Annotated in this window: 20 protein-coding genes and 4 pseudogenes; 8 read left to right on the plus strand and 16 right to left on the minus strand. The window is 67.1% G+C overall.

The window, feature by feature from the left end; all coding sequences use genetic code 11:
• From AC27KI_RS07000 to AC27KI_RS07010, 3 genes are all read right to left on the minus strand, one after another.
• On the minus strand, positions 1-170 hold a 170-nt coding region (locus AC27KI_RS07000; protein ID WP_487113186.1), incomplete at its 3' end, for a tripartite tricarboxylate transporter substrate-binding protein.
• A gap of 138 nt (positions 171-308) precedes the next feature.
• A complete protein-coding gene (locus tag AC27KI_RS07005) occupies positions 309-1340 on the minus strand; it encodes a hydroxymethylglutaryl-CoA lyase (protein WP_284430748.1) in 1032 nt (343 codons plus the stop codon).
• On the minus strand, positions 1337-2554 hold the full coding sequence (locus AC27KI_RS07010) for a CaiB/BaiF CoA transferase family protein (protein ID WP_487113175.1): 1218 nt from the start codon (positions 2552-2554) through the stop codon (positions 1337-1339). Before AC27KI_RS07010 ends, AC27KI_RS07005 begins: the two co-directional genes overlap by 4 nt.
• Before the next feature lie 131 nt (positions 2555-2685).
• Here AC27KI_RS07010 and AC27KI_RS07015 point away from each other — a divergent pair, with 131 nt between their 5' ends.
• The 3 genes from AC27KI_RS07015 to efp all read left to right on the plus strand — a co-directional run bounded on the left by AC27KI_RS07015 (position 2686) and on the right by efp (position 5422).
• Entirely contained in the window at positions 2686-3585 is a 900-nt protein-coding gene (locus AC27KI_RS07015; protein ID WP_272568647.1) for a LysR family transcriptional regulator, read from the plus strand.
• Complete coding sequence (earP, locus tag AC27KI_RS07020; protein WP_487113177.1) at positions 3582-4697, plus strand: elongation factor P maturation arginine rhamnosyltransferase EarP; 1116 nt, start codon at positions 3582-3584, stop codon at positions 4695-4697. Before AC27KI_RS07015 ends, earP begins: the two co-directional genes overlap by 4 nt.
• A gap of 170 nt (positions 4698-4867) precedes the next feature.
• On the plus strand, positions 4868-5422 hold the full coding sequence (gene efp / locus AC27KI_RS07025) for an elongation factor P (protein WP_272552191.1): 555 nt from the start codon (positions 4868-4870) through the stop codon (positions 5420-5422).
• Between the two features lie 81 nt (positions 5423-5503).
• Here efp and AC27KI_RS07030 read toward each other — a convergent pair whose 3' ends face one another.
• Complete coding sequence (locus AC27KI_RS07030; RefSeq protein ID WP_487113179.1) at positions 5504-6061, minus strand: helix-turn-helix domain-containing protein; 558 nt, start codon at positions 6059-6061, stop codon at positions 5504-5506.
• 158 nt (positions 6062-6219) lie between these two features.
• Here AC27KI_RS07030 and AC27KI_RS07035 point away from each other — a divergent pair, with 158 nt between their 5' ends.
• Both AC27KI_RS07035 and AC27KI_RS07040 read left to right on the plus strand, forming a co-directional pair.
• Positions 6220-7110, plus strand: a complete 891-nt coding sequence (locus AC27KI_RS07035) for a DMT family transporter (RefSeq protein WP_487113181.1) — start codon at positions 6220-6222, stop codon at positions 7108-7110.
• Between the two features lie 223 nt (positions 7111-7333).
• Complete coding sequence (locus AC27KI_RS07040) at positions 7334-7846, plus strand: hypothetical protein (RefSeq protein ID WP_487113182.1); 513 nt, start codon at positions 7334-7336, stop codon at positions 7844-7846.
• Positions 7847-7901: 55 nt separating this feature from the next.
• On the opposite strand, the gene AC27KI_RS07045 is transcribed toward AC27KI_RS07040, so the two are convergent.
• The 8 genes and pseudogenes from AC27KI_RS07045 to AC27KI_RS07080 all read right to left on the minus strand — a co-directional run bounded on the left by AC27KI_RS07045 (position 7902) and on the right by AC27KI_RS07080 (position 18786).
• Positions 7902-9218 carry an Nramp family divalent metal transporter gene (locus tag AC27KI_RS07045; RefSeq protein ID WP_487113188.1) on the minus strand — a complete coding sequence of 439 codons (1317 nt, stop codon included), beginning with the start codon at positions 9216-9218 and terminating at the stop codon, positions 7902-7904.
• A gap of 225 nt (positions 9219-9443) precedes the next feature.
• Positions 9444-10814: a 30S ribosomal protein S12 methylthiotransferase RimO gene (gene rimO / locus AC27KI_RS07050; RefSeq protein ID WP_284430742.1), complete on the minus strand. Its 1371-nt coding sequence runs from the start codon at positions 10812-10814 to the stop codon at positions 9444-9446.
• Positions 10815-11100: 286 nt separating this feature from the next.
• Positions 11101-11807: pseudogene (locus AC27KI_RS07055) on the minus strand (SDR family oxidoreductase).
• Between the two features lie 82 nt (positions 11808-11889).
• Complete coding sequence (locus AC27KI_RS07060; protein WP_487113184.1) at positions 11890-12891, minus strand: NADP-dependent oxidoreductase; 1002 nt, start codon at positions 12889-12891, stop codon at positions 11890-11892.
• Positions 12892-12999: 108 nt separating this feature from the next.
• Positions 13000-13604, minus strand: a pseudogene (locus AC27KI_RS07065) (TetR/AcrR family transcriptional regulator).
• Positions 13605-13659: 55 nt separating this feature from the next.
• On the minus strand, positions 13660-16743 hold the full coding sequence (gene ydiJ, locus AC27KI_RS07070) for a D-2-hydroxyglutarate dehydrogenase YdiJ (protein WP_487113190.1): 3084 nt from the start codon (positions 16741-16743) through the stop codon (positions 13660-13662).
• A gap of 155 nt (positions 16744-16898) precedes the next feature.
• Positions 16899-17822 carry a tripartite tricarboxylate transporter substrate binding protein gene (locus AC27KI_RS07075; RefSeq protein ID WP_487089178.1) on the minus strand — a complete coding sequence of 308 codons (924 nt, stop codon included), beginning with the start codon at positions 17820-17822 and terminating at the stop codon, positions 16899-16901.
• Positions 17823-17910: 88 nt separating this feature from the next.
• A complete protein-coding gene (locus AC27KI_RS07080; protein ID WP_487089177.1) occupies positions 17911-18786 on the minus strand; it encodes an amidohydrolase family protein in 876 nt (291 codons plus the stop codon).
• An 86-nt stretch (positions 18787-18872) separates the two neighbouring features.
• On the opposite strand from AC27KI_RS07080, the gene AC27KI_RS07085 reads away from it, so the two are divergent.
• Positions 18873-19838, plus strand: a complete 966-nt coding sequence (locus AC27KI_RS07085) for a LysR family transcriptional regulator (protein WP_487089176.1) — start codon at positions 18873-18875, stop codon at positions 19836-19838.
• 106 nt (positions 19839-19944) lie between these two features.
• On the opposite strand, the gene phaR is transcribed toward AC27KI_RS07085, so the two are convergent.
• A complete protein-coding gene (phaR, locus tag AC27KI_RS07090; protein WP_272568591.1) occupies positions 19945-20484 on the minus strand; it encodes a polyhydroxyalkanoate synthesis repressor PhaR in 540 nt (179 codons plus the stop codon).
• A 195-nt stretch (positions 20485-20679) separates the two neighbouring features.
• Between phaR and AC27KI_RS07095 the strand changes: the two genes are divergently transcribed.
• Positions 20680-21105, plus strand: coding sequence for a surface-adhesin E family protein (locus AC27KI_RS07095; protein ID WP_284398593.1), 426 nt, complete (start codon positions 20680-20682; stop codon positions 21103-21105).
• A 20-nt stretch (positions 21106-21125) separates the two neighbouring features.
• On the opposite strand, the pseudogene AC27KI_RS07100 reads toward AC27KI_RS07095, so the two are convergent.
• Both AC27KI_RS07100 and AC27KI_RS07105 read right to left on the minus strand, forming a co-directional pair.
• Positions 21126-22044 (minus strand): annotated as a pseudogene (locus AC27KI_RS07100) (alpha/beta hydrolase).
• Positions 22045-22225: 181 nt separating this feature from the next.
• A complete protein-coding gene (locus AC27KI_RS07105) occupies positions 22226-23095 on the minus strand; it encodes a 2-keto-4-pentenoate hydratase (protein ID WP_284426317.1) in 870 nt (289 codons plus the stop codon).
• Between the two features lie 77 nt (positions 23096-23172).
• Here AC27KI_RS07105 and AC27KI_RS07110 point away from each other — a divergent pair, with 77 nt between their 5' ends.
• Positions 23173-24309 (plus strand): iron-containing alcohol dehydrogenase, encoded by a 1137-nt coding sequence (locus AC27KI_RS07110; protein ID WP_284430735.1) that lies wholly within the window; start codon positions 23173-23175, stop codon positions 24307-24309.
• 24 nt (positions 24310-24333) lie between these two features.
• Here AC27KI_RS07110 and AC27KI_RS07115 read toward each other — a convergent pair.
• Positions 24334-24698, minus strand: a pseudogene (locus AC27KI_RS07115) (phospholipase); the annotation flags it as partial.

The following is a 24698-nucleotide window of genomic DNA, read 5'->3' on the forward strand; positions in this document are numbered from 1 at the left end:
CCGCCCGCGCCGGGGCGGTTGTCCACCACCACCGGCTGGCCCAGCTGTTCCGACAGCTTTTGCGCCACCACCCGGGCGATCGCGTCGTTGGCGCCACCGGCCTGCTGCGGCACCACGAGGGTGATCGCGCGCTGGGGGTAGCCCGCCTGCGCCAGGGCCGTGCCCGCCATGCCGCACAGCAGCGTGCCCAGCGCGCGCGGCGCGAGAGTGAATGCGTGTCCATCATTTTTTGTCTCCTTGGGTTTTTTGTCGATGCATCGCGCCGCGCCGGCCCGCGGGCCGGCGGTAAAACCGCTGCCGTCCGGCGTTCAAGCGGCTTCGCGCGCCCGTGCCCGGTCGCGGATCGCCTCGAAGCCGTCCGGCACCGGGTGCAGGTCCAGCCGGCGCCCCGCCTTCACGATCTGGCTGGGAATGTCGTGGCCGATCAGCCCGGGCAACCGGGCCGCCGCGGCGATCAGCTGCGAAAGATCCACGCCCGTGTCGTAGCCCATCCATTGCAGCGCGTGTGCGACCTCCTCGCTGCACACGTTGCCCGACGCACCCGGCGCATAGGGGCAGCCACCCAGGCCGCCGAGCGACGCATCGAAACGGTCCGCCCCCGCATCGATGGCGGCGAGCACGTTCGCCAGCCCCATGCCGCGCGTGTTGTGAAAGTGCAGCGTGAAATCCACGCCCGGCCAGCGCGCCCGGGCGGCGGCGGTGAGCTGCGCCACCTGGGTCGGATACGCCATGCCGGTCGTGTCGCACAGGGTGATGCCGCGCACGCCCAGGTCGGCGAAGCGCTGCACCCAGCCAAACACCTGCGCCGGCGCCACATCGCCTTCCATCGGGCAGCCGAACACGCACGACAGGGACACGTTCACCGCCACGCCCGCGGCCTGGGCGGTGGCCACCACCTGCGACAGCGCCGCGAACGACTGCGCGCGCGCCATGCGCAGGTTGGCCAGGTTGTGCGTCTCGCTGGCGGACATGACCAGGTTCAGCTCGTCGGTGTGCGCCTCGATGGCGCGCTCGGCGCCGCGCACGTTGGGCACCAGCGCGCTGTACACCGTGCCGGGGCGCCGCACGATCTCGCGCATCACGATCTCGGCATCGCGCAGCGCCGGTATCGCCGTGGGCGAGACGAACGCCGTCACCTCGATCTTCGACAGGCCCGCTGCCGACAGCGCATCGACCAGCGCGATCTTGTCTGCCGTGGGCACGAAGGCCTGCTCCATCTGCAGGCCGTCGCGCGTTCCCACTTCCTGCAGGTGAATGCGGCGGCCGTTGCCGCTCCACACGCCGGCCCGGGCTTCGCCCGTTTCATCCGCCCCGTTCGACGGGTTGCGAGTCGCGGTCATTGGATCACCCCCTTGCTGCGCAGCAGCGCGATCTGTTGGGCGGTCAGGCCCGCCTCGGCCAGCACCGCATCGGTGTCGTCGCCCAGGTGAGGCGCACTGGAGCGGATCGTGCCCGGCGTGCCCGACAGCTTGGGCACGATGCCCGGCACCTCGACCACATAGCCGTCGCGCGTGGTCTGCGGCAGCAGCATGTCTCTGGCGCGGTAGTGCGGGTCTTCGGCGATGTCCTGCGCCGTATACACCTTGCCGGCGGGCACGCGGGCGGCGCCCAGGCCCTCCAGCACTGCCTGCACGGTGCGCCCGGCCGTCCATTCGCCGATGGCCGCGTCGATCTCCGCCACCCGGGCCACCCGCCCGGCATTGCTGCCCAGGTCGGGCGCCGCCGCCAGATCGGGCCGACCGATGGCGTCCATCAGCCGCTTGAAGATGCTGTCGCCATTGCCTGCCACCAAGACCCAGCCATCGGTGCACGGATACGCGTTGGACGGCGCGATGCCCGGCAGCGCGCTGCCGGCTGCATCGCGCACGGCACCGAAGGCGCTGTACTCGGGAATGAGGCTCTCCATCACGTTGAATACGGCTTCGTGCAGCGCCACGTCGATCACCTGGCCTTTGCCGCCATTCACCTTGCGGTGGTAGAGCGCCGTCAGCACACCCACGGCGCCGTGCAACGCCGCCAGCGTGTCGCCGATGGAGACGCCCACGCGCACCGGCACGCGGCCGGGCTCGCCCGTCAGGTGGCGCAGGCCACCCATCGCCTCGCCGATCATTCCGAAGCCCGGCAGGTCGCGGTAGGGGCCGGTCTGCCCATAGCCCGAGATGCGCAGGATCACCAGCCCGGGGTTGAGCGCATGCAGCGCCTCGGGCGACATGCCCCAGTCCTCCAGCGTGCCGGGGCGAAAGTTCTCGATCAGCACATCGGCCTCGGCGATGAGCCGGCGTGCGATGTCCTGTCCTTCCGGCTGGCGCAGGTCCAGCGCCAGCGAACGCTTGTTGCGCGACTGCACCTGCCACCACACCGAGGTGCCTTCCTTGATCAGCCGCCAGTTGCGCAGCGGATCGCCCGCGCCGGGCGCCTCGATCTTCACCACATCGGCCCCGAACTCGCCCAGCGTCTTGCCGCAAAACGGCCCGGCGATCAACTGGCCCATCTCGATCACCCGCACCCCGGCCAGGGCGACGGGGGCTGCTGTCGTATCCGTCGTCGTCGTCATTCCTGTCGCGTCCCTGCGTTCGAATGGCGCGGATCATGCCGTGGCCCCCGCCCACCGCAAAACCCCGATGCGCGACGCCGCCATCGCAAACCGGCATGGCCGGCTGCCCGGCGGCAGTACCATCGGCGCCCATGAAGCTCGACCCGGTTTCCCTGCGCCTGTTCGTGGCGGTGATGGAAGAAAATGCCATCGCCCGCGCCGCGGCGCGCGAGCACATCGCCCCGTCGGCCGCCAGCCGGCGCCTGGCCGAGCTGGAGGGCACCCTGCAGGTGGAGCTTTTCAGCCGCAGCAACCGAGGTACCGAGCCCACCGACGCGGCGTATGCGCTGCTGAACATGGCGCGCGGCGTGCTCAACGAACTCGATGGCATCGCCCTGCAGATGCGCGACTTTCGCGCCGGGGTGCGGGGCCACGTGCGCGTGGTGGCCAACATCTCGGCCATCACCCAGTTCCTGCCAGCCGAGCTGCCGGCCTTCATGGCCGCGCACCCGCAGGTCCAGGTGCGGCTGCAGGAGCAGATCAGCAGCGCCATCGCCCATTCGGTGGCCGAGAACGCCGCGGACGTGGGCATCCTCAACCACGGCAGCTACGGCGAGCGCGTCGCCCTGCTGCCCTACCGCACCGACGAACTGGTGCTGATCGCCCCCGCCGGCCATCCGCTGGCGCGGCGGCGCTCGGTGCGGCTGGCCGATGCGTTGCCGTTCGACTTCGTGGGCGTGCACCCGGGCAGCGCCATCAACAACCAGCTCACCCGCGCGGCGGCCGAAGCGGGCCTGCCGCTCAAGCTGCGCATCCAGGTGACCAGCTACGACGCGCTGTGCCTCATGGTGTCCGCGGGCCTGGGCGTGGGCGTGCTGCCCCGCGGCAGCGCCCAGCTGTACCGCGCCACCCTGGCCCTGCGGCCCATCACCCTGGCCGAGCCGTGGGCGCACCGGCAGCTGTCGCTGTGCGTGCGGTCCGGGGAGCCGCTGTCGCGCGTGGCGCAGTTGCTGGTGGAGCATCTGCGGGCACCGGCCGGGGGTGGCGCATGAGCCCTGCGCACCCCGTGGCCTCCCCCCTGCGCTGGGACCTGTTCTGCCAGGTCATCGACAACTACGGCGACATCGGCGTGTGCTGGCGCCTCGCCACCGACCTGGCCGGGCGGGGCCACGCCGTCCGCCTGTGGACGGACGACGCCACCGCGCTGGGCTGGATGGCCCCTGCCGGCGCACCGGGCGTGCAGGTCCTGCCCTGGCCTGCGCAGGCCCCGCCCGACGGCGCGGGCGATGTGGTCATCGAGGCGTTCGGCTGCGAAATTGCTCCTGATTTCATAGCATCAATGACAAATTCCACTAGGGCATCGGGCCAAAAACGCCTTTGGATCAACCTGGAGTACCTCAGCGCCGAAAGCTATGTGGAGCGCAGCCACCGCCTGCCCTCCCTGCTGATGTCGGGCCCCGGCGCGGGCTGCACGCGCTGGTTCTTCTACCCCGGGTTCACCCGCCGCACGGGCGGGCTGTTGCGCGAACCGGGGTTGATGGACCGCCAGGCCGCCTTCGACCGCGCCGGCTGGCGTGCCCGCCATGGCGTGGCGACCGGGGCCTTCGCCGTTTCGCTGTTTTGCTACGAGCCACCCGCCTTGCCTTCGCTGCTCGACCGGTTGCGGCAGCATGCCGGCGCCCATTTGCTCGTCACCCCCGGCCGCGCAACGGCAGCCGTCCAGGCGCTGGACAATCAGGACCGAAATGGCCTCCAGCGCAATCAAGACGCCGGCAGTCTGCTATCGATTTCATACCTCGCTCCCTGCCCCCAGCCGGCGTTCGACGAGATGCTGTGGGCCTGCGATTTCAACTGCGTGCGCGGCGAGGACTCGCTGGTGCGCGCCCTGTGGGCCGGCCAGCCCTTCGTGTGGCACATCTATCCCCAGGACGACCAGGCCCACCATGCCAAGCTGCACGCGTTCCTCGACTGGCTCCAGGCGCCGCCTTCGCTGCGGCGTTTCCACGCGCTGTGGAACGGACTCGAACAGGACGGTCCCCTGCCCGCCCTGGACGCCGCCACGCTGCAGGAATGGCGCGCGACCGTGCAGGCGGCGCGCGCACGGCTGCTCGCGCAGGACGATCTGTTGACCCAACTGCTGGGGTTCGTGGCCGAAAAAAGCTAAAATCCACGGTTTTGCGCCAACCCAAGGCGGCACTTTCTGACGAAGTGACCGGCCGGCGCATCCCGCCGCGGAACATGCGCTGGCGCTCGGACCTTGCGCTGCACCCCTCAGGCAGCGCCCGCAGCGCCCCGGCGCGTAGAGCGGCTTCAACCCCAGCCCAGCAATCTGCTATGAAAATCGCTCAAGAAATCCGCGCCGGCAATGTGATCATGCACGGCAAGGACCCGATGGTCGTCCTGAAGACCGAATACGCACGCGGCGGCCGCGGCGCCGCCACGGTCCGCATGAAGCTCAAGAGCCTGATCGGCAACTTCGGCACCGAAAACGTGTTCAAGGCCGACGACAAGATCGACAACGTCATCCTGGACAAGAAGGAGTGCACCTATTCCTACTTTGCCGACCCGATGTATGTCTGCATGGACACCGAATTCAACCAGTACGAAGTCGAAGCCGAGAACATGGGCGACGCACTGAACTACCTGGAAGACGGCATGACCGTCGAAGTGGTGTTCTACGACGGCAAGGCCATCTCGGTCGAACTGCCCACCAGCGTGGAACGCGAAGTCACCTGGACGGAACCCGCCGTCAAGGGCGACACGTCCGGCAAGGTGCTCAAGCCCGCCAAGATCGCCACCGGCTTCGAAGTGCCCGTGCCCCTGTTCGTGAGCCAGGGCGACAAGATCGAAATCGACACCCGCACGGGCGAGTACCGCAAGCGCGTCTGATCGATCCGGATCAAGTTTCGATCCCCAAAGGGCACCCGCTTCGGCCGGTGCCCTTTTTCATTTCCGCTGGGCCAGTCCATGTCATGTGTGCTCGATCAGCATGACCGCCGTCGTCTGAGGCTCCAGCGCTTCGAACACATGCGTTTCATCCGCCGAGTAGCTGGCATAGTCCCCCGGGCCAAGTTCCACCAGATGGCCGACCGGCCCCAGCCTGGCGCGTCCGCTGCACAGGACGACGTGCTCCACCGTGCCCGGCAAGTGGCGCTCGGAAGTTCTGGGTGAGCCGGGCTGGACCGACAGGCGGTAGAGATCGCGCTGCACTCCGGCAGGGCACACCGCCAGCAAGGTCGCCGCGTAGTTCGCCTGCTCCGAAGCCAGCGCCACCCCCTCATGGGCCCGGATGACCTGCACATGGGTTCTGGGCTGGGCGATCAATTGCGTCACCTGCACATCCAGCGCCGTGGCGAGCGCCCAGAGCGTTTCCAGGCTCGGATTGCCGACGCCCGCCTCCAGCTGGGAGAGCGTCGATTTGGCGATGGCCGCCCGTTTGGCGAGTTCCGACACGGACAGGCCGAGGCGCTCGCGCTCGCGGCGCACCGCCGCGGCCAACAGGCGGATGGGTGAAGGACTGGTGGTCAAGGGATGGTCATCCTATCTCATCAAAAAGAACAATCGTTCGACTTGACGAACGAATGAAGCAAGTTCATCATACCGCTCGTTCGTTCTTTTTAAAGAACGAACCGCTTCCTTCCGATCCCTTGCCCAGGCGACTGGGCAATCCACACAGGCAACGATCCATGCATCCGAAAACGGCAGGGACGCTGGAGATGACCACCGCCATGGTCATCGCCGGCACGGTGGGCTGGCTGGTGCTGCAGACCGGAATGCCTGCCGGCGCAGTGGTTTTCTGGCGCTGCGCGTTCGGTGCCGTGGCACTGCTGATGCTCTGTCTCCGTCCGGGCCAGCCGGAGCGATGGAACATCGGCCGCAGGCAAGCCGGCATGGCCGCACTCGGCGGCATCGCCCTGGCGGCCAGCTGGGGCCTGCTCTTTGCCGCCTACTCGCACGCATCCATCGCGATTGCCACGGTGACCTACCACACCCAGCCCTTCATGCTCGTGGCGCTGGGGGCGCTGTTCTTCGGAGAAAAGCTGACCGCGTCGCAGGCAGGATGGCTGGGCATCGCGTTCGGCGGTCTCGTGCTCATCGTCGTGGGCGGTGGACAGTGGGGCGCGCTGCCCTCCGGCTACCTGGAAGGCGTCGGACTGGCACTGGCCGCCGCGTTCTTCTACGCCATGGCGGCCGCGATCACCAAAAGGCTGAGCGGCGTGCCGCCCCGGCTGATCGTCCTGATCCAACTGATCGTCGGCACCCTGCTTTTGCTGCCGTTCGCCCAGGCCCCGACGGGCGGATCGACGCTACCCACCTGGGGTTTGCTGTTGGCGATCGGATTCATTCACACGGGCCTGATGTCCACGCTCCTGTACAGCGCCATACAGAAGTTATCGACGTCGATGGTGGGCGTTCTGTCTTTCATCTATCCCATCGTGGCCATCGGGGTGGACGCGTGGGCCTTCGGCCATCGGCTGAGCCCGATGCAGGTCAGTGGGGCCGTCGCCATCCTCATGGCCGTGGCAGGGATGAACTTTGGATGGCGCATGGCCGCACGCCACCCAGCGCCGCGATAGCCACGCGCACGAAGCGTGCGCTGCCGCGCTTCAGCCCATTTCAGGACGATTCACGCAATCTTCAGAGCGCTGCAAGGGGAGTCTTTCCAGAATGGAGCCACCGGAAGGCCGACAGGCGCGCACCCCTTGCCAGCATCCAGGCCCGCCATGGCACAGGGGCTTCGGGTGGGCAATTGCCAGGCCTTCCGGCAATGATTTCCTTACATAACACCAGGGAGCCCGCATGCATTCGATCCGCTTTTTTTCCTCCACCACCCCCTTCGCGCTGTCCGCCATGGCCGCGCTGCTCATGGCCCCGGGCCTCAGCCGCACCGCCCACGCCGTGGAATGCCGCGCCATCGCGACCGTGCAGCACAGCGCCGTCTCGGCCAACAACAACGCCGATGGCGGCCACCTCAACCAGCACGTCTTCGGCGCGACACCGCCCCAGGGCTCCAGCCAGCAGGACAAGACGCTGTTCTCCAGCGTGGGAGACTACAGCGCCTTCTGGAACAGCTACCAGGACCCGAAGAAATACAAAGGAAATGCCGTCAAGTGCTCCGGCACGCATGCACGACAGAAGGTGACGGTCTACAGCGTGCTGAAGCAAGACCTGATCGGCGGCTTCAACTGCACCGCGGCCAACGCCAACGGCGAATGCACCACCAAGACCAAATCGCAGTTCTCCAACGTTCAGCTCGACTTCGAAAGGGTCGGCAGCAAATGGATCCTCCTGACGGCCTATCCGACCAACTGAGCCGACCAATCAAGCAGGGGGCCGCAGCGGCAGCTTCTGGCGGAAACGGCCTCTCTCAGCCGAACACCGCCGTCACCAGCCAGAGGTTCGCCAGCGAGATCACGGCGAACAGCCCCCAGGCCGCCAGCCGGAGGATCCGTCCGGTGGCAAAGCGGCCCATCACCTCGGGGCTGCTGCTGAACCGGATCAGCGGCCACATCGCGAAGGGCAGCTGAAAGCTCAGCACCACCTGGCTGAGCACCAGCATCTTGCCCACACCCGCATCGCCTAGCCACCACACGCCCACGAAAGCCGGCACCAGCGCCAGGCCCCGCGTGATGAGGCGCCGCTGCCAGCAGGGAATCTTGAGGTCCAGGAATCCTTCCATGACGATCTGCCCGGCGATGGTGCCCGTGAAGGTCGAACTCTGGCCCGAGGCCAGCAGCGCGATGCCGAAGAGCGCGGCGGCGAGGGCGCTGCCCACCAGGGGTTCGATGAGGTGGTAGGCGTCGGCGATGTCGGCCACGTCGCGGTGGCCGCTGTGGTGGAAGGCACTGGCGGCCAGCACCATGATGGCCGCGTTCACCAGCAGCGCGAGCGACAGCGACACCACGGCATCCCAGGTGCAGAAACGAATGGCCTCGCGCCGCGCCGTATCGGTGTCGGCCACCAGCCGGGTCTGCACGATGGACGAGTGCAGGTACAGGTTGTGCGGCATGACCGTGGCGCCCACGATGCCGATGGCCAGGTACAGCGCCCCGGGCTGCTGCAGCCGCTCCAGGCTGGGCACGAAGCCGATCGCCACCTGCGACCAGATCGGCTGCGAGAACGCCAGCTCCACTGCAAAGCACGCAGCGATGGTGGCCACCAGCGCCAGCACGATGGCCTCCACCCGCCGGAACCCCGCGCCCTGCAAGCCCAGCACCAGCACAGTGTCGAAGGCGGTGATGGCGATACCCACCGGAATCGACACGCCGAACAGCAGGTGCAGCGCCAGCGCGCTGCCCAGCACCTCGGCCAAATCGCAGGCCACGATGGCCAGTTCCGCTCCCAGCCAGAGGCACCGGTTCACGGCGGGGGAATAGCGCTCGCGGCACAGCTGGGCCAGGTCCCGGCGCGCCACCAGCCCCAGGCGCACGCACAGGGTCTGCAGCAGCATGGCGGCGAGGCTCGCCAGCAGCACGACGAAGAGCAGCCCGTAGCCGAAGCGCGAGCCGGCCTCGATGTCCGTCGCCCAATTGCCGGGGTCCATGTAGCCCACCGAGACCAGCAGGCCCGGCCCTGCGTAGCGCAGCAGCTTTTTGGAAAACGGGAGGCCAGGGTCCACCTGGACGCTGCCCTTGACTTCGGATGGGCAGAAAGGCGCGGTGGCGGTGCGCGGCAAGGGGAACATGGGCATGGGAGCTCGATGATACGTAGCCCGGCCCTGCAATAGGCCCGCGACGGCATGGCGCCGCGCCTATTGCGCAGATAGACGGCGTGGGGTTGCCATGGCGGCGCGCTCGGGCTATGCGGCGAGTGATCAATCGCCGCCATGGCATGGCGCGATGGGCGGTACCTGCCGTCAGGCCCGTGCCCGCCGCGGCGACCGCCCACACGGGTCCCGCGCCACCTCGGGTCAGATCGGCAGTGCGACCAGATCGTGTCCCTGCGTGCCGACGATGCGGGCCCGGGTGAACTCGCCCACCTTCATCGTCTTGCTGATCTTCTCGGGCGGCAGCAGGTGCACCACGCCGTCGATCTCGGGCGCATCGGCATAGGTGCGGCCGGTGCCGCCCTTTCTGCCCAGCGCGGGGGCGGAATCGACCAGCACCTGCATGGTGGCGCCCACGCGGCTGCGCAGCTTGGCGGCGGACACTTCCTCGGCCACGGCCATGAAGCGCGCGCGGCGCTCTTCGCGCAACTCGAGGGGCAGCATGCCGGGCAGTTCATTGGCCACAGCGCCGTTCACGTCGCTGTAAGCAAAGCAGCCTGCGCGGTCGATCTGCGCCTCGCGCACGAAGTCCAGGAGGTGCTGGAACTCTTCTTCGGTCTCGCCCGGAAAGCCGGCGATGAAGGTGCTGCGGATGACGATTTCGGGACAGGTCTCGCGCCAGCGCTGGATGCGCTCCAGATTGCGCTCGCCGCTGGCGGGGCGCTTCATGCGCTTGAGCACGTCCGGGTGGCTGTGCTGGAACGGCACGTCCAGGTACGGCAGCACCTTGCCCGTGGCCATGAGGGGGATGACCTCATCGACGCTCGGGTAGGGGTACACGTAGTGCAGGCGCACCCAGGCGCCGTAGGGCTCGGCGATCTCGCCCAGGGTCTGCACCAGCTCCAGCATGCGGGTCTTGACGGGCTTGCCGTCCCAGAAACCCGTGCGGTACTTCACATCGACGCCAAACGCCGAGGTGTCCTGGCTGATGACCAGCAGTTCCTTCACGCCGCCTTCGAACAAAGCCTTGGCCTCGCTCAGCACATCGCCGATGGGACGCGAGACGAGGTCGCCGCGCATGGAGGGGATGATGCAGAAGGTGCAGCGGTGGTTGCAGCCTTCGCTGATCTTGAGGTATGCGTAGTGCTTGGGCGTGAGCTTGATGCCCGCCACGCCGAAGCTGCCCGGCACCAGGTCGATGAACGGGTCGTGCGGCTTGGGCAGGTTGAGGTGGACGGCATCCATCACCTCCTGCGTGGCATGGGGGCCGGTGACGGCCAGCACGCTGGGGTGCATTTGCCGCACCAGGTTCCCGCCACCGTCACCGGACCGTGCACCCAGGCAGCCGGTGACGATGACCTTGCCGTTCTCGGCCAGCGCCTCGCCGATGGTGTCCAGGCTTTCCTTGACCGCATCGTCGATGAAGCCGCAGGTGTTGACGATGACGAGATCGGCACCTTCGAAAGTCTTGGAGGTCTGGTAGCCCTCGGCACTGAGCTGCGTGAGGATCAGTTCGGAGTCGGTCAGGGCTTTGGGGCAGCCGAGACTGACGAAGCCTACCTTGGGGACCTTCATCGTCTCTGGCGTCGCGATTTCATCGTAAGTATCTGATTTCATTTGGGTTTCGCAGGACGGCCCGGCGGGCAAGATAACCGGACATTGTAAATGAGGCCAGAAATTGCCCTCAGCCGCGCTGCATCTCCACCCTTGAAATCATGGGTCGACTCGGCCATCTGCGCACCGGGCATGCGATTCTCCAAAGCCCCCGCTTCCCACCCCGGGCGCCGTGATCACGCGCTGGCGCCACGCTTCACGGCAGGGGGCAGGGAGTTTGTTGAGTGGCATGCCGGTGTGGCCGGGCTCAAAGGGCCTGAGGGAGGTAGACCGGACGCGGCGCTGTCAGACCCTGCCTCACCTGCTGCGTGAGCACGTCGGCCAGTACCTCATCGGCGCCGGCCTCCAGTCCGTCGAGTGCACGCTGCACGATTTCCTCGGCGCTGCTTTTCGGGACCTCGAAGCCCCGCGTGAGGTCAGTGTCCACATACGCCATGTGCAGGCCCAGCACCTGGGTCTTCTGCCCGGCCAGCTCATGGCGCAGTGCGTTGGTCAACGACCACGCCGCCGACTTGCTGGCCGAATAAGCGGCCAGCTCGCCACCATTGACCCACGATGCCACCGACAGAACGTTGAGCAGTGCGCCACCGCCATTCGCCTGGAGCACGGGCGCAAACGCCTTGCTCACGTTCAGCACACCAAAAAAAGTTCGTTTCAAAAAATGCGGCGTGCCACCGCGTCGCTGTCCTGGTCCAGAAAGCCGCCCGGCTGGGCGATGCCCGCGTTGTTGATCACCAGGTTCACGTCGGCGGCCTGCTGTGCCGCAGCAGCGATCTCTTCGGGCTTGGTGACGTCGAGCCGCAGGGCGTGCACGCCGGGCAAGGTGACGGTGGCGGCGTCGCGCGCTGCGGCGTAAACCTTGCGAGCACCGCGCGCAAGCAGTTCGCGCGCGAAGGCCAGGCCGATGCCGCGGTTGGCGCCCGTGACGAGGACGACGGAGTTTTCAAGGTGCATGGGGAGCTCCAAAGGGTTGGACTGGTATTTCAAATGACGATCGTCATATTACGGACGTGCGATGTCGTTCCAATGGAACGGCTCATCGGACCTTGATGACCACCTTGCCCTTGGCTCGGCCGCTTTCGACGTAGGCCAGGGCATCGTTGGTGGATTCGAAGGGGAAGACCTGGTCGATCACGGGGCGGATGGCGCCCGACTCGATCAGCGGCGTGATCTGCCGCAACTGGCTTCCGCTGGCCTTCATGAAAAGGAATGCGTAGGCGACATCGAGGCGCCGGGCCTGCCTGCGGGCGCCAAAGCTGAGGGCGCCCATCACCTGCTTCACCCACCATGGGGCATGGATGTCTTCGGCGAACCGGGGGTCCGGTGGCCCTGAGATGGAAACGAGGGTTCCGCCCGGCTTGAGCACGCCCAGGGACTTCGCCAGGGCCTTGCCGTCCTGGCTGTTCAGCACCACGTCGTAGCCGCTCAGGTGGTCTTCAAAGGCCTCTTTCTTGTAGTCGATGACCACATCTGCACCCAGGCGCTTCACCAGAGCGACGTTGCCGGTGCTGGTGGTGGTGGCAACCGTCGCGCCCAGGTGCTTGGCCAGCTGGATGGCAAACGTGCCCACGCCCCCGGAGCCTGCCTGGATGAAAACCTTCTGCCCCTTCTTGAGCTTTGCCTTTTCGACCAGCGCCTGCCAAGCCGTCAAACCCACCAGGGGGATGGACGCAGCCTCCACCATGGTGAGGTTCCTGGGCTTCATCGCCACCGAGTCTTCCTTCACGGCCACGAATTCGGCGAACGTGCCGATGCGCAAGTCATCGGGCCTTGCGTACACCTCGTCGCCCGCCTTGAACTGGCGGACACGCGGTCCGACACGCACCACCACGCCGGCCACATCGTGCCCCAGGACGAACGGTGCGCGATACGGCAGGATGAGTTTGAACTCGCCATTTCGGATCTTGGCATCCAGCAGGTTCACCGCGGCCGCGTGAACCTGGATCAGCACCTCGTCGTCACGCAAGTCCGGCTCAGGCACGTCGGCGGCGCGCAAGCGCTCTTTTTTCCCATAGCGGTCCAGGATGAAAGCTTTCATGGGGTTCCCTTTTTGCAAGCAGAGCAGGCGACGAACCTGGCAGCATTGGCTGTCAGGCATTTTGAAATGATGGTCATCATATTTATGAGTAAAAAAAGCCCAGTGATCTCACGCACCGGACGGGGCCAGACTCTTCAACGCGGCGCTGCATAGCGACTCCGACAGCGCCGAGTCATCGACGGCACGGGCCAGCACCAACGTGCCCACCATGTGGCCACGGTCACCAACGCGCGCTCGTGGGCGCCAGGCTGTCCCCAATCGGGCGACTGACGGGCCACCAGATCAATCATCTCCTTGATGCGGAGCGTGGCCGCGCGACGCACTTCGGGCGATTGGCGCGGCATCTCGGAGCCCAGGGCGGAAACCGGGCAGCCTGTCTCGATAGCCGCCAGATGCTCTTTGGACAGATAGACCTGCATCAGCGCTTGCAAGGACTGCTCTGGCGGCACGGCTGCGACGATGCGCGCAGCGGCGGCGTTGGCTTCGGCTCCGGCACGGTCTGCCGCTTCGGCCAGCATGGCTTCGCGAGACTCGAAATGGGCATAGAACGCACCGTGCGTCAAACCCGCTTCTTTCATGATGTCGGCCACGCCGGTGCCGTCATAGCCGCTGCGCCGGATGGCGCGCGCAGCGGCCTGCACGATGCGCTCGTGCGAAGCCTCTTTGGCAGCAGTTCGGCCATTGGTCTTTACTTTTCGCATGACGGCCATCATACATTTGTTTGCCCATTGCGCACTGGCAGGTGAAAAAGCGGCCGGATGCACACGGTCAGCACCCCGGGCCGACAGGAGCGGAAGTTTCCCGCTGTGCATAGAACTGAAGCAGGACTTCCACGGGATGCCGCAGACGCCGGTCGTCCATCCGCTTGGCCTGGCTGCGGCAGGAATATCCGGTGGCCAGGAACTCCGTCTGTCGCGCCGGCTCGGCGTTCAATATCGGACCCCACGATTGGGAGTAGATGAGGCGCGAGGTCTGCACATTCAGGCTTTCGTGTCCGTAGGTTCCCGACATGCCGCAGCAACCACTGGCCCGCGGAGTGAGCTTCAAACCGGCACGGGCGAACACCTGGGGCCACAGCGCTGCGGCGGCGGGGGCGGTCGTTTTTTCGGTGCAATGGTTCAGCAGCTGAAAGTCCCCCGAAAGAGATTCCGACGCCCGCGCGGGCAGCGCCTCCAGCAGCCATTCCTGCGCAAGCAGAACGCACGGCGGCTTTTGCAAAGACGGCAGCTTCGCGTATTCCTGGCGGTACACGAGCGTCATGGCAGGATCGAGACCGACCAGCGGCACGCCACACGATGCCAGAGCGCCAAGCATCTCCGCGTTTTTGAACGCCGTTCGATCGAAGGCCTGCAGAAAGCCCAGCACATGAAGCGGCTTGCCGTTGGGCATGAAAGGGGCCAGCCAGACCGTGTACCCCAGCCGGGACGCCAACTCGATGAACGCGGAAAACACGGGTGTCTCGAAATAGCGCGTGAAAGCGTCCTGCACCAGGATCACGGACCGGGCGCGTTGCGCGTCCGTCAGCGCGGCCAGCAACGATGGCGTTGCACAGCGCACGCCCCAGCGGCTCAACGTGGTCTGGAAGTCGAAGCGGCTGAGCAACGGGCTGTCCACCATGCCCGCATGGCGCTCGAGCATCCGGCGCACCAGCGTGTTGGACATGGCACCGTTGTAGAGCCGTGGAAGGCGTGCCAGATACGGAACGCTGAATTCGAGCGAGCCGATGAGGTAGTCCTTCAACGGCCTTCCATACCGCGTGTGATAAAGCGCCAGAAAGCGCGACCGAAAGTCAGGAACGTTGACCTTGACAGGGCACTGCCCCGCGCACGACTTGCACGCCAGGCAACCGGACATCGCCTCATACACCTCATGGGAAAAGTCGCGGGAGCGACCCGTTCCGTTGGTTGCGCGTTCGCGGCGGTTGCGCCAGCGCCTGGCCAATCCGGCCAGGAACGAGGGTTGCCGCGCAGCCACCGCCAGAACATCCACCCCCGCATGGCCCTGCAGGCGCAGCCACTCGCGCAGCAGCGAGGCACGTCCTTTCGGAGAGTGCCTGCGTTCGCGCGTGGCCTTCCATGACGGGCACATCGCGTCGTCCGGATCGAAGTTGTAGCAAGCGCCATTGCCGTTGCAATGGACGGCGCTGTCAAAGCTCTGCCACACCCGCTCATCGATCTGGCGATCGGCGTCGGCACGCAATGGCACCTCATCAATGCGCAGCAACCGGGCACTCTGGCCTGCGGGCGTGGCAATCTTTCCCGGGTTGAGCTGGTTGTGCGGATCGAATGCTGCCTTGAGCGCCTGCAGTGCCGCATACAGGGGACCGAAATACTTCGGCGCGTATTCGGAACGGACTCCCTTGCCGTGCTCGCCCCAGAGCACGCCACCGTATTTCAGGGTCAGCCCAGCGACCTCGTCGGAAATGGTTCGGATCAGCGCCGCATGGGCGGGGTTCTTCAGGTCCAGGGCGGGCCGGACGTGCAGCACACCCGCATCCACGTGGCCGAACATGCCATAGTTCAGCCCATGGCGGTCCAGCAATGCCCTGAACTCTTCGATGTAGTCGGCGAGCTTCTCTGGCGGCACGGCCGTGTCTTCGACGAAAGGCTGGGGCCGGGCCTCACCCTGCACGTTGCCCAGCAAGCCGACGGCGCGCTTGCGCATGGCATAGACCTTGTCGACGGCCGTGCGGCCCGATGCAATGGTGTGACCGATGCGGCTCACCGTGGGGTTGCGGGCGAGGTGCCCGATGAAGGCCGCCACGCGAGCGCGCACCTCGTCCGCCGAGTCCCCGCAGAATTCGACCAGGTTGATGCCACGCGTCGGTGCCGGGTCGGCCTGGGCAGGGAAGTATTGCGCCACGTCCTGCCAGACGATGTCCTCCATCGCCAGCATCAAGACCCGCGAATCGACCGTCTCGATCGACAACGGGCGATGCTCCATCAACACCCGCGCATCGCGCAGCGCGTCCATGAAACTGGCATAACGCACATTGACCAGCATGGAATGGCGGGGGATGGGCAGCAGGCCGATTTCCGCCTCGACGACGAAGCCCAGCGAGCCTTCCGCCCCACACAAGACGCTGTTGAGGTTGAAGCGACCGCCGGGCTCTTTCAGGTGCGCCAGGTCATAGCCGGTCAGGCAGCGATTGAGCTTGGGAAAGCGCGCCTCGATCAGCTCGGCATGCTCCGTGGCGATCTGGTGCGCGCAGCGCCAGACATCGCCCACCAGGCCGCTTTCCTTCAATCGCAACGGCAGTTCCTCGGCATCCACCGAGCGACTGGCAAACCGCACGCCCCCCAGCAGGACCATGTCCAGCACCTGCACGTGGTCGCGGGTCTTGCCGTAGGTGCAACTGCCCTGGCCGCTGGCGTCGGTGTTGATCATGCCGCCGATCGTGGCGCGGTTGGACGTGGACAGCTCAGGGGCAAAGAACAGCCCGTGCGCCTTCAGCGCCGCATTCAACTGGTCCTTGACGACGCCGGCCTGCACCCGTGCCACCCGGCGCACGGGATCGATCCACAGGATCTGGTTGAGATGCCGGGAGAGATCCACGGCGATGCCCCCGGTGAGGGATTGCCCGTTGGTGCCCGTGCCCCCGCCCCGCGGAGAAACCACCACCCGCCGGTGTTCCGGCCTGGCGAGCAGCTTCGCGAGTGTTTCGACGTCCGCGGCATCCCGTGGGAAGACCACGGCCTGGGGCAGCCGCTGATAGATCGAGTTGTCTGTGGCCAGAACGGTGCGGTCCGCGTATTGCGATGTGATTTCGCCCCGGAAACCCTCGGTGGCCAATGCCTGAAGAAAACGCGGGTAGTCGCCGTCCAGCGGCGCCGGGGCGGGAATGATTGCAATCAATTTCAGGTCCTGCAATGACGAAAAGAATCGCCCTGCCCCGCGTGGCCCGTCAAGCGTTGAACGCGGCGCTTCGAGAGGGCGAGAGGGCGCGGGAGCGGTGGCCTCGACAGGCTGGGTACGAACGGGCCTCACGCCAAAGCCCACCTTACGGCTCAGTCGGCTTTGAGCCGTCCCTGCTTGACCATTCGCGTGGCCAAAGCGACTTCGCCACTCACCAGCCGTTGCAGCGCAGCCCCACCCTCCCCCACCGGCTCGCTGCCCAGATCCCGGATCACGTTGGTGAACTCCGGCTGGGCCACCGATTTGGTCATCCATTCATGCAGGCTGGCAACGCTGGCGGAAGGCGTCGCCTTGGGCGCGAAGACCCCGACGAAGGTGGTCGCATCGAACCCCGGCAAGCCCAGCTGGGCCTGCGTCGGCACGCTCGCGAGCAGCCCGCCCGCCTGCGGTCCCAGCACCATCACCGCGCGGAGCGCGCCACCCTTGATGTGCGGGGTGGAACTGGTGATCTGGTCGATCACCGCGTCGATCTGGCCGCCCATCAGGTCCACCAGCGCCGGCCCCGATCCTTTGTAGGGCACCGCATTGACCTGGGCCTGGGCGGAATCCTCGAACTGGAGCAACGCCAGGTGGTTGGGAGAGCCCGGCCCCGCATGGCCGACCGTCACGCCCTGGCTCGTGGACTTCACCGCCTTGATGAAATCGGCCGCGGTCTTGAACCGTGGGTCGTTGGCACGCACGACCACGACGACCGGTGTGCGGCTGAGCACCGCCACCGGCACCAGGCTGTCGGCCTTGTAAGGCGTTTTGATGATCTCCGGAAGGGTGCCCAGTTGCCCCGGCGTTGCCACCAGCAAGGTGTGCCCATCGGCCTCGGCCCGCGCCACCGTGCTCGTGCCGACGGCACCCCCGCCGCCCGCGCGGTTGTCCACGATCACGGACTGCCCGACCCACTTGGTCAACGGCACGCCCAGCGAGCGCGCGACGATGTCCACATTCCCGCCGGGCGCGAAGGGCACCACCAGCGTGATCGGTTTCCAGGGAAAGCGGTTCTGGGCCCCGGACGGGACAGCCATGGAACATGCCGCGAGCGATGCGGCGCCTTGCAAGAAGCCTCTGCGGCTGGATGGTGGATTGAACATGCCATGTCTCCTTTTAGAAAAATCAGTCTTCCCAATAAAGCCGGGTCGGGTTGTCGACCAGCGCCTTGCGCCTGATTTCCTCGGGAAACCAGTGGGTGATGAGGCCTGCCAGTTCCGCGCTGGCGATGGACGTGGCGTCGATGCCAGGGTGCGGCCAGTCCGATCCCCAGACGATGCGGTGGGGATTGGCCTGCACCAGGCTGTGCGCCAGTGGCAGCACGGCAGGGTCCACGCCGGACGCCGCCGCAGAGATCCGGTAGGCGCCCGAGAACTTGACCCAGGCGCACCCTTCCCGCATCAGGCTCCGCAGGCTCCGGATGCCCCGGCTGTCGATGTCGCTGCAGTCCGAGGGATGGCCGAAGTGGTCCACCACCACGGTCATGCCGCTCTCGGCGAGGCCCTGGACGAGGCGGATGTCTTCATCGATGTCGACGAGCAACTGGATGTGCCAGCCCAGCCCTTTCACCCGATCGGCAATCGACTGCACGCTGGCGATGGAAACCCCCCCGCTGAACAGCGCATTGCATCTCGCGCCCCGAACGCCCAGCCGGTGAAGTTCCTCCATCTCGGTGTCCGGCGTGTCTTCGAAGATCACCGCCACGCCGCGCATGCTGCCCGCGGCGGCGTCGCCCAATGTCCGCTTCAAGAGCGAGTGGTCGCGCCCGTACACGCTGGGCTGCACCAGAACGCACCGGTCCATTCCCAAAGGGCGGTAGGCAGACCAGTACTGCTCGATCGTGGCGGATGGCGGGGTGTAGGCACGCTCGGCGATGAATGGAAATTCGCCGGGGGATCCGAAGACGTGCAGGTGCGTGTCGCACGCCCCTTGCGGAAAGACTCTTTCTGTTGCACCGGGCAGCGCCTGATGGGCTGCGCCGTGGCGGTTTGTGATGGGCATGGATTCCAGACGGTCGGGTTGAACTGCTGACCGGATTGTTTTTGCCGCAGTGGTGGTTAGTCAAATTCATTACCATCATCATCAAGATGAACCAGATTCAACCCACTACCCATCAGGACCGCGCGGTCGTCAACCTGCGCAAGATCGATCTCAACCTGCTGGTGATGTTCGAGGCGCTGGTGGAGGAGCGCAGCGTGGCCAAGGCAGCGGCCCGGATCAATCTGACCTCTTCCGCCGTCAGCCACGCACTGCGGCGCCTGCGCGAGCAGTTCAATGACCCGTTGATGCTGCGCACGGCAGAGGGCATGGTTCCCACCCCGGAGGCCGTTCGCCTGGCGACGCGTTTCCGCAAGGCTTTCAGCGAAATCGAGAACGCCATCGGCGTGGCCGGCTCGTTTGATCCCGCAACGGCGCGCAGAACGTTTCTTCTGCGCGTGTCCGACTACGTGGGGGTCCTCTTGCTACCGCGCCTGTGCACCGAGCTGCGTTCCGTGGCGCCCGGCATCAGCCTGTCGGTGCAGTCATTCGAGATGCGCCAGCCTTCGGACCGCGTCGAGTACGAAGGGGTGGAAATCAGGCTCTCGGTGTCGCGGGGGCACTCCGTTCTCTCGGCCTCGCGGCGCATCCTGGATGACCGCTGGATGGTGCTCATGAGAAAGGACCACCCTGCCGCCTCCACCCCGCTCACGCTGGAAAAGTACCTCGAACTGGGGCACCTCAAGGTGTCGGGGGTGGGCAGCAACATCCTGGACGAACTGCTGGCCGAACGCGGCCTGGCACGCCGGGTCATGGTGCAGGTGCCTACGTGGCAGGGCATGGTGCCGGTGATCGAATCCACCGATCTGATCGCAGCGATGCCGGCGCACTGGATGGACAGCGTGCTTTCCGGATCGAACTGCGTTGCCTTCCCCATGCCGTTGCCGGAACTGGCGCTGTCCATCGACGCCGTCTGGCATCCCCGCAACGACCACGATCCGGGGCACAAGTGGTTCAGGGAACTGATCCACCGGATCTTCCAGGACGCCCACCGCAAATCCCGCGTGCAGGACTGACGGCGCGCCGCGGCGCTCGGCAAAGCCCGTGCGTGGGTGAAGCGGCCGCACTGGCCCGGGGACGACTCCCGCTCCCAGGCCCTCGCCCGGGCTCTGGGGCCTGCCTTCAGCGCTTGATGCCGAAGGCGCCGAGCATCTGCTCGGTCTGCTTTTGCATCTGCTCCTGCATCTGCGTGAAGATGGCCTGCGACTGGTCCACGTAGCTGCCCATGATGCCCTTGAACATGGGCGACTGCAGGTTCATGAACTGCGACCACATTTCGGGCGTGATGCCCTTGGACTGCTCGGCCATCTTGGCCTGGATGTCGGTGAACACCTGCACGTTCTTTTCCAGGTAGGCGCCCATGAAGCCCTGCATGGCGTGGCCGTAGAAACGGATGATGTTGGCCAGCACGGCCTCGGTGAACATGGGCGCGCCGCCGGCTTCCTCTTCCAGAATGATCTGCAGCAGGATGCTGCGCGTGAGGTCTTCGCTGGTCTTGGCATCGCGCACCACGACCTGCTCGCCCGCCATCACGAGTTGCTTGACCTCGGCCAGGGTGATGTAGGTGGAGGTGGAGGTGTCGTACAGCCGGCGGTTGGGGTACTTCTTGATGATCCTCTGCTGTGCGGTCGAGGGGGTTGGGGGGGACGTGGTTTCTGGCACAGCGGGCTCCTGGGGTGCGGGGCACCCATGATTTTGATCGTTTGCAGTGCAACCGATTTTAGGGAGCGCAGCAGCGCGCCCTTTCGCAGGATTACCCTGATGCGGCTTTGCCGCCTTGATCCACGTCAATCCGAGGCGGCGCAGATCGCATAAGATTCGCCGCTGCACCGTTTGCACCCCATCCTTGGAGGCCCCGTGTCCCCCCTTCGCCCTGCTCTGTTAGCGGCCCTGCTCCTGACAGCACAGGCACACGCGCAAACCGACGAACAATGGCTCACGATCCAGGGCTTTCCGGAAGACAAGACGGGTGACTTGGTGCAGATCAACCCCACGCAGATTCCCTGGCAGAACCAGTTCACCATGGAAGTGCGCGTGTCGCGCAGCACCCAGCGCTCCAGCTACCGCAAGCACCCCTACCGCTCGTTCAAGGGCGTGGCCGTGATCGACTGCGGCACGCAAAAGGGGTGGTACCTGGCCCTGAACTACTACGCCGAGCCCGTGTGGCAGGGCCCCGTGACCGCGCGCGAGGAATTCAAGGAAGACGAGGCGCCGGTGTCCTTCGCCGGCATCCCCGGCGAGCCGGCGCGCAAGCTGATCACCGCCTCCTGCAAGAAGCGCTGAGCCGGCACGGCCAACCCCGCTCAGGCCAGCCCGAACGCCGTGCGCAGCGCCCGCGCCGCATCCGCATGCGCCTGGCGGGCTTCCGGGATCGCGCGGCCCATCTTGATGAACTCGTGCGTCACGCCTCGGTAGATCTCCAGATCGACCGCCACGCCGGCGGCGCGCAGCTTGTCGGCATACGCCACGCCTTCGTCCACCAGCGGATCGCATTCGGCCAGCCCGATCCAGGCCGGCGCCACGCCGTCAACGTCGGGCGCGTTCAGCGGGGCGAAGCGCCAGTCGTCGCGGTCCGCGGGCCCGCGCACGTAGTGGCCGAAGAACCAGGTGATCGCGGGCTCCTCCAGCACCAGGCCGTGGGCGAACGCAGCATGCGAGGGCGTGTCTTGGTGGGCTGTGCAGCCGGGGTAGAACAGCAACTGCAGCGCAAGCGGCAGGCCGGCATCGCGCGCCAGGATGGCATTGACGGCCGACAGCGTGCCGCCCGCGCTGTCGCCCCCGACGGCGATGCGCGCCGGGTCGGCGCCCAGTGCATGGGCCTGCGCCGCGAGCCAGGCCAGCGCATCCCACGCATCGTTGGAGGCCGTGGGAAACCGGTGCTCCGGCGCCAGCCGGTAGTCCAGCGACACCACCATGCAGCCCGCCAGGCGCGAAAGCTCCCGGCACAGCACGTCGTGCGTGGCCACGCTGCCGATGGTGAAACCGCCACCGTGCAGGTACAGCAGCACCGGCAGCGGCGCGCCGCGCGTGGGGGCGTACAGGCGGGCCGGCAAGGCATGGCCGTCACGGGCGGGGATGTGCAGGTCTTCCACGCGCTCGAGGGCGGCCTTGGGCACTTCGAGCACGCCGGCACCGGCTTCGTAGGCGGCGCGGGCCTCGGCGGGGGGCAGCGTGTGCAGGGCGGCCGGCGGCGCGCTCCATGCGGTCGATGACGCTGCGCATCTGCGGGGTGAGCCGGGCGGTAGATGGGGTGGAAGGTGTCACGGTCGCGGGCCACCCCGTGGGATGGCGGAAAAAGGGCCAAAAGGACAAGGGCCCGATCATCCCGCAACTCGGCCGTGGGCAGGCGGGGCCGGGTTATTCGCCCCGGCCGGCGTTCCCGCCCTCGCTCAACGGCAGCGCATCACCGGAACGTCACGCGCACTGGCGCCGCGCCCGGCAGCCCGTCGAACGTGGCGGTGACCTCCAGCCCCGGCCGCGGCGGCAGCAGCGCGGAGAACGACCCCAGGCTCACGAGATCGCCCGGCTGCAGGGTGATGTCCTCCTTGGCCAGCGCCTCGGCCAGCCAGACGACGGCGTTGAGCGGGTGGCCCAGGATGTCGCTGCCCCTGCCGCCGCCCAGCCGCGCGCCCTGGCCATCGGTGAGCGTCACCGCCATGTTCTGGAGCGCGTCCACCATCGCATAGCGCTCCGCGCGCAGGCGCGGCACGGCAATGGGGGCGCCAGCCACGCCCAGCCGCGCTCCCACGTTGATGGCTGCCACGCCGGCCCCGTTGAGCTGGGGCGGCGCCTGCACCAGCAGGTCGGGCAGCTCGATGAAAGGGATGACCTGGTCGATGTGCTCCAGCACCTCCATCGGCGTGCGCGCATGGTTGATGGCGGCGCTCTTGACGCGCACCAGCATGTCGGCCTCGAACAGCGGGCGGGCGCCGAACGCCGCATCCACCACGGCGCCGTCGCGCAGCACCATGCCTTCGTACAGCTTGCCCCACACCGGCTTGTCGGTGCCGAAGCGCTTTTGCACTGCGGGGTTGGTCAGCCCCGCCTTGTAGCCCACCACCCGGCCCAGGCGGTGCGCCAGCAAGGCATTGAACTTGGCGCGCGTGCAGGCGGCATCGGCATCGCTCAGGGGCGGCAGGTTGGCGGCGGGCGTCCTGCCCGAGTAGTGGGCGGCCAGTTCGGCCACCTGGACGTCGCTCAGGCATTCGGCCTGGGCGGTTGTCGCACAGGCGACCGCCAGCACGGCGGCGATGAGGGTTTGCTGCATGGCCATGGAAGGCTCCCGGTTGTAGATTGGCTGGCCGGCATGCTAACCACAACCGCGCCCTGGGCGCATCCTCGCAATCCACCATGGCCTTCATCTACTACGTCACCCAGATCCAGTTCGAATTCGGCGCCATCCAGCTCCTGAAACAGGAGTGCAACCGCGTGGGCATCACGCGCCCGCTCGTGGTGACCGACCCCGGCGTGAAAGCCGCCGGCGTGCTGCAGCACGCGCTGGATGCACTGGCCGGCGTGCCCGTGGCCGTGTTCGACCAGACGCCTTCCAACCCCACCGAAGCGGCCGTGCGCGCCGCCGTGCAGGTGTACCGCGACCACGGTTGCGACGGCCTCATCGCGGTGGGCGGCGGCTCGGCCATCGACTGCGCCAAGGGCATCGCCATCGCGGCCACGCACGAAGGGCCGCTCACGCACTACGCCACCATCGAGGGCGGCTCGCCGCGCATCACCGAGCGCGCCGTGCCGTTGATTGCCGTGCCCACCACCGCCGGCACCGGCAGCGAGGTGGCGCGCGGCGCGATCATCATCGTGGACGACCACCGCAAGCTGGGCTTCCACTCGTGGCACCTGGTGCCCAAGACGGCCATCTGCGACCCGGGCCTGACCCTGGGCCTGCCGCCCGCGCTGACGGCCGCCACCGGCATGGACGCGATCGCGCACTGCATGGAGACCTTCATGTCCTCGGCCTTCAACCCACCGGCCGACGGCATCGCGCTGGAAGGCCTCACGCGCGGCTGGGCGCACATCGAACGCGCCACGCGCGACGGCAGCGACCGCGAGGCCCGCCTGAACATGATGAGCGCGAGCATGCAGGGCGCGATGGCGTTCCAGAAAGGGCTGGGCTGCGTGCATTCGCTGAGCCACAGCCTGGGCGGCGTGAACCCGCGGCTGCACCACGGCACGCTGAACGCGGTGTTCCTGCCCGCCGTGGTGCGCTTCAACGCGCAGGACCCCGCCGTGCAGAAAGACCGGCGCCTGGAGCGCATGGCCCACGCCATGGGGCTGGCGTCCGCGGGCGACATCCCCGAGGCCATCCGCGACATGAGCGCGCGGCTGGGGCTGCCCACGGGCCTGGCCGCGATGGGCGTGACCGAGGCGCTGTTCGGCGACGTGATCGAAGGCGCCATGGCCGACCACTGCCACAAGACCAACCCGCGCGAGGCGAGCGTGGACGACTACCGGGCGATGCTCGCCGAATCGATGTGAGCGTTGCGGCCGCGGCGGCTGCCCTCAAAGCGGCAGGACCGCCGCCGGGTCCGGCCGGCGCAGCCATTCGGCGAACTCGTCGGCCAGCTGGCGGCTGGCCGACGTGGCCGCGCTCCAGGCGCTCACACGGGCGGCCAGGTCGCTGCCGTAGTGCAGAAAATCGTTGCGGTCGGGCAGCTTGGCGTTCGGCAGCGTGCGCACCCAGTCGGGGTGCGGCGACAGCACCACCATGCGGTCCAGCGCGTGCGTGGCGCGGTGGCGCCAGCGCAGGCCCTTGTCCAGCCAGCCGGGCACCACGCGCTGCTGGAAGTGCGGGTACAGCACCAGGGCGCCAGGGGGATCTGAACGTTTTTGGCCTCCAGCACAATCAACACTAGGGCATATCGCTA

This window comes from Acidovorax sp. KPB24-03 (genome assembly GCF_057546605.1).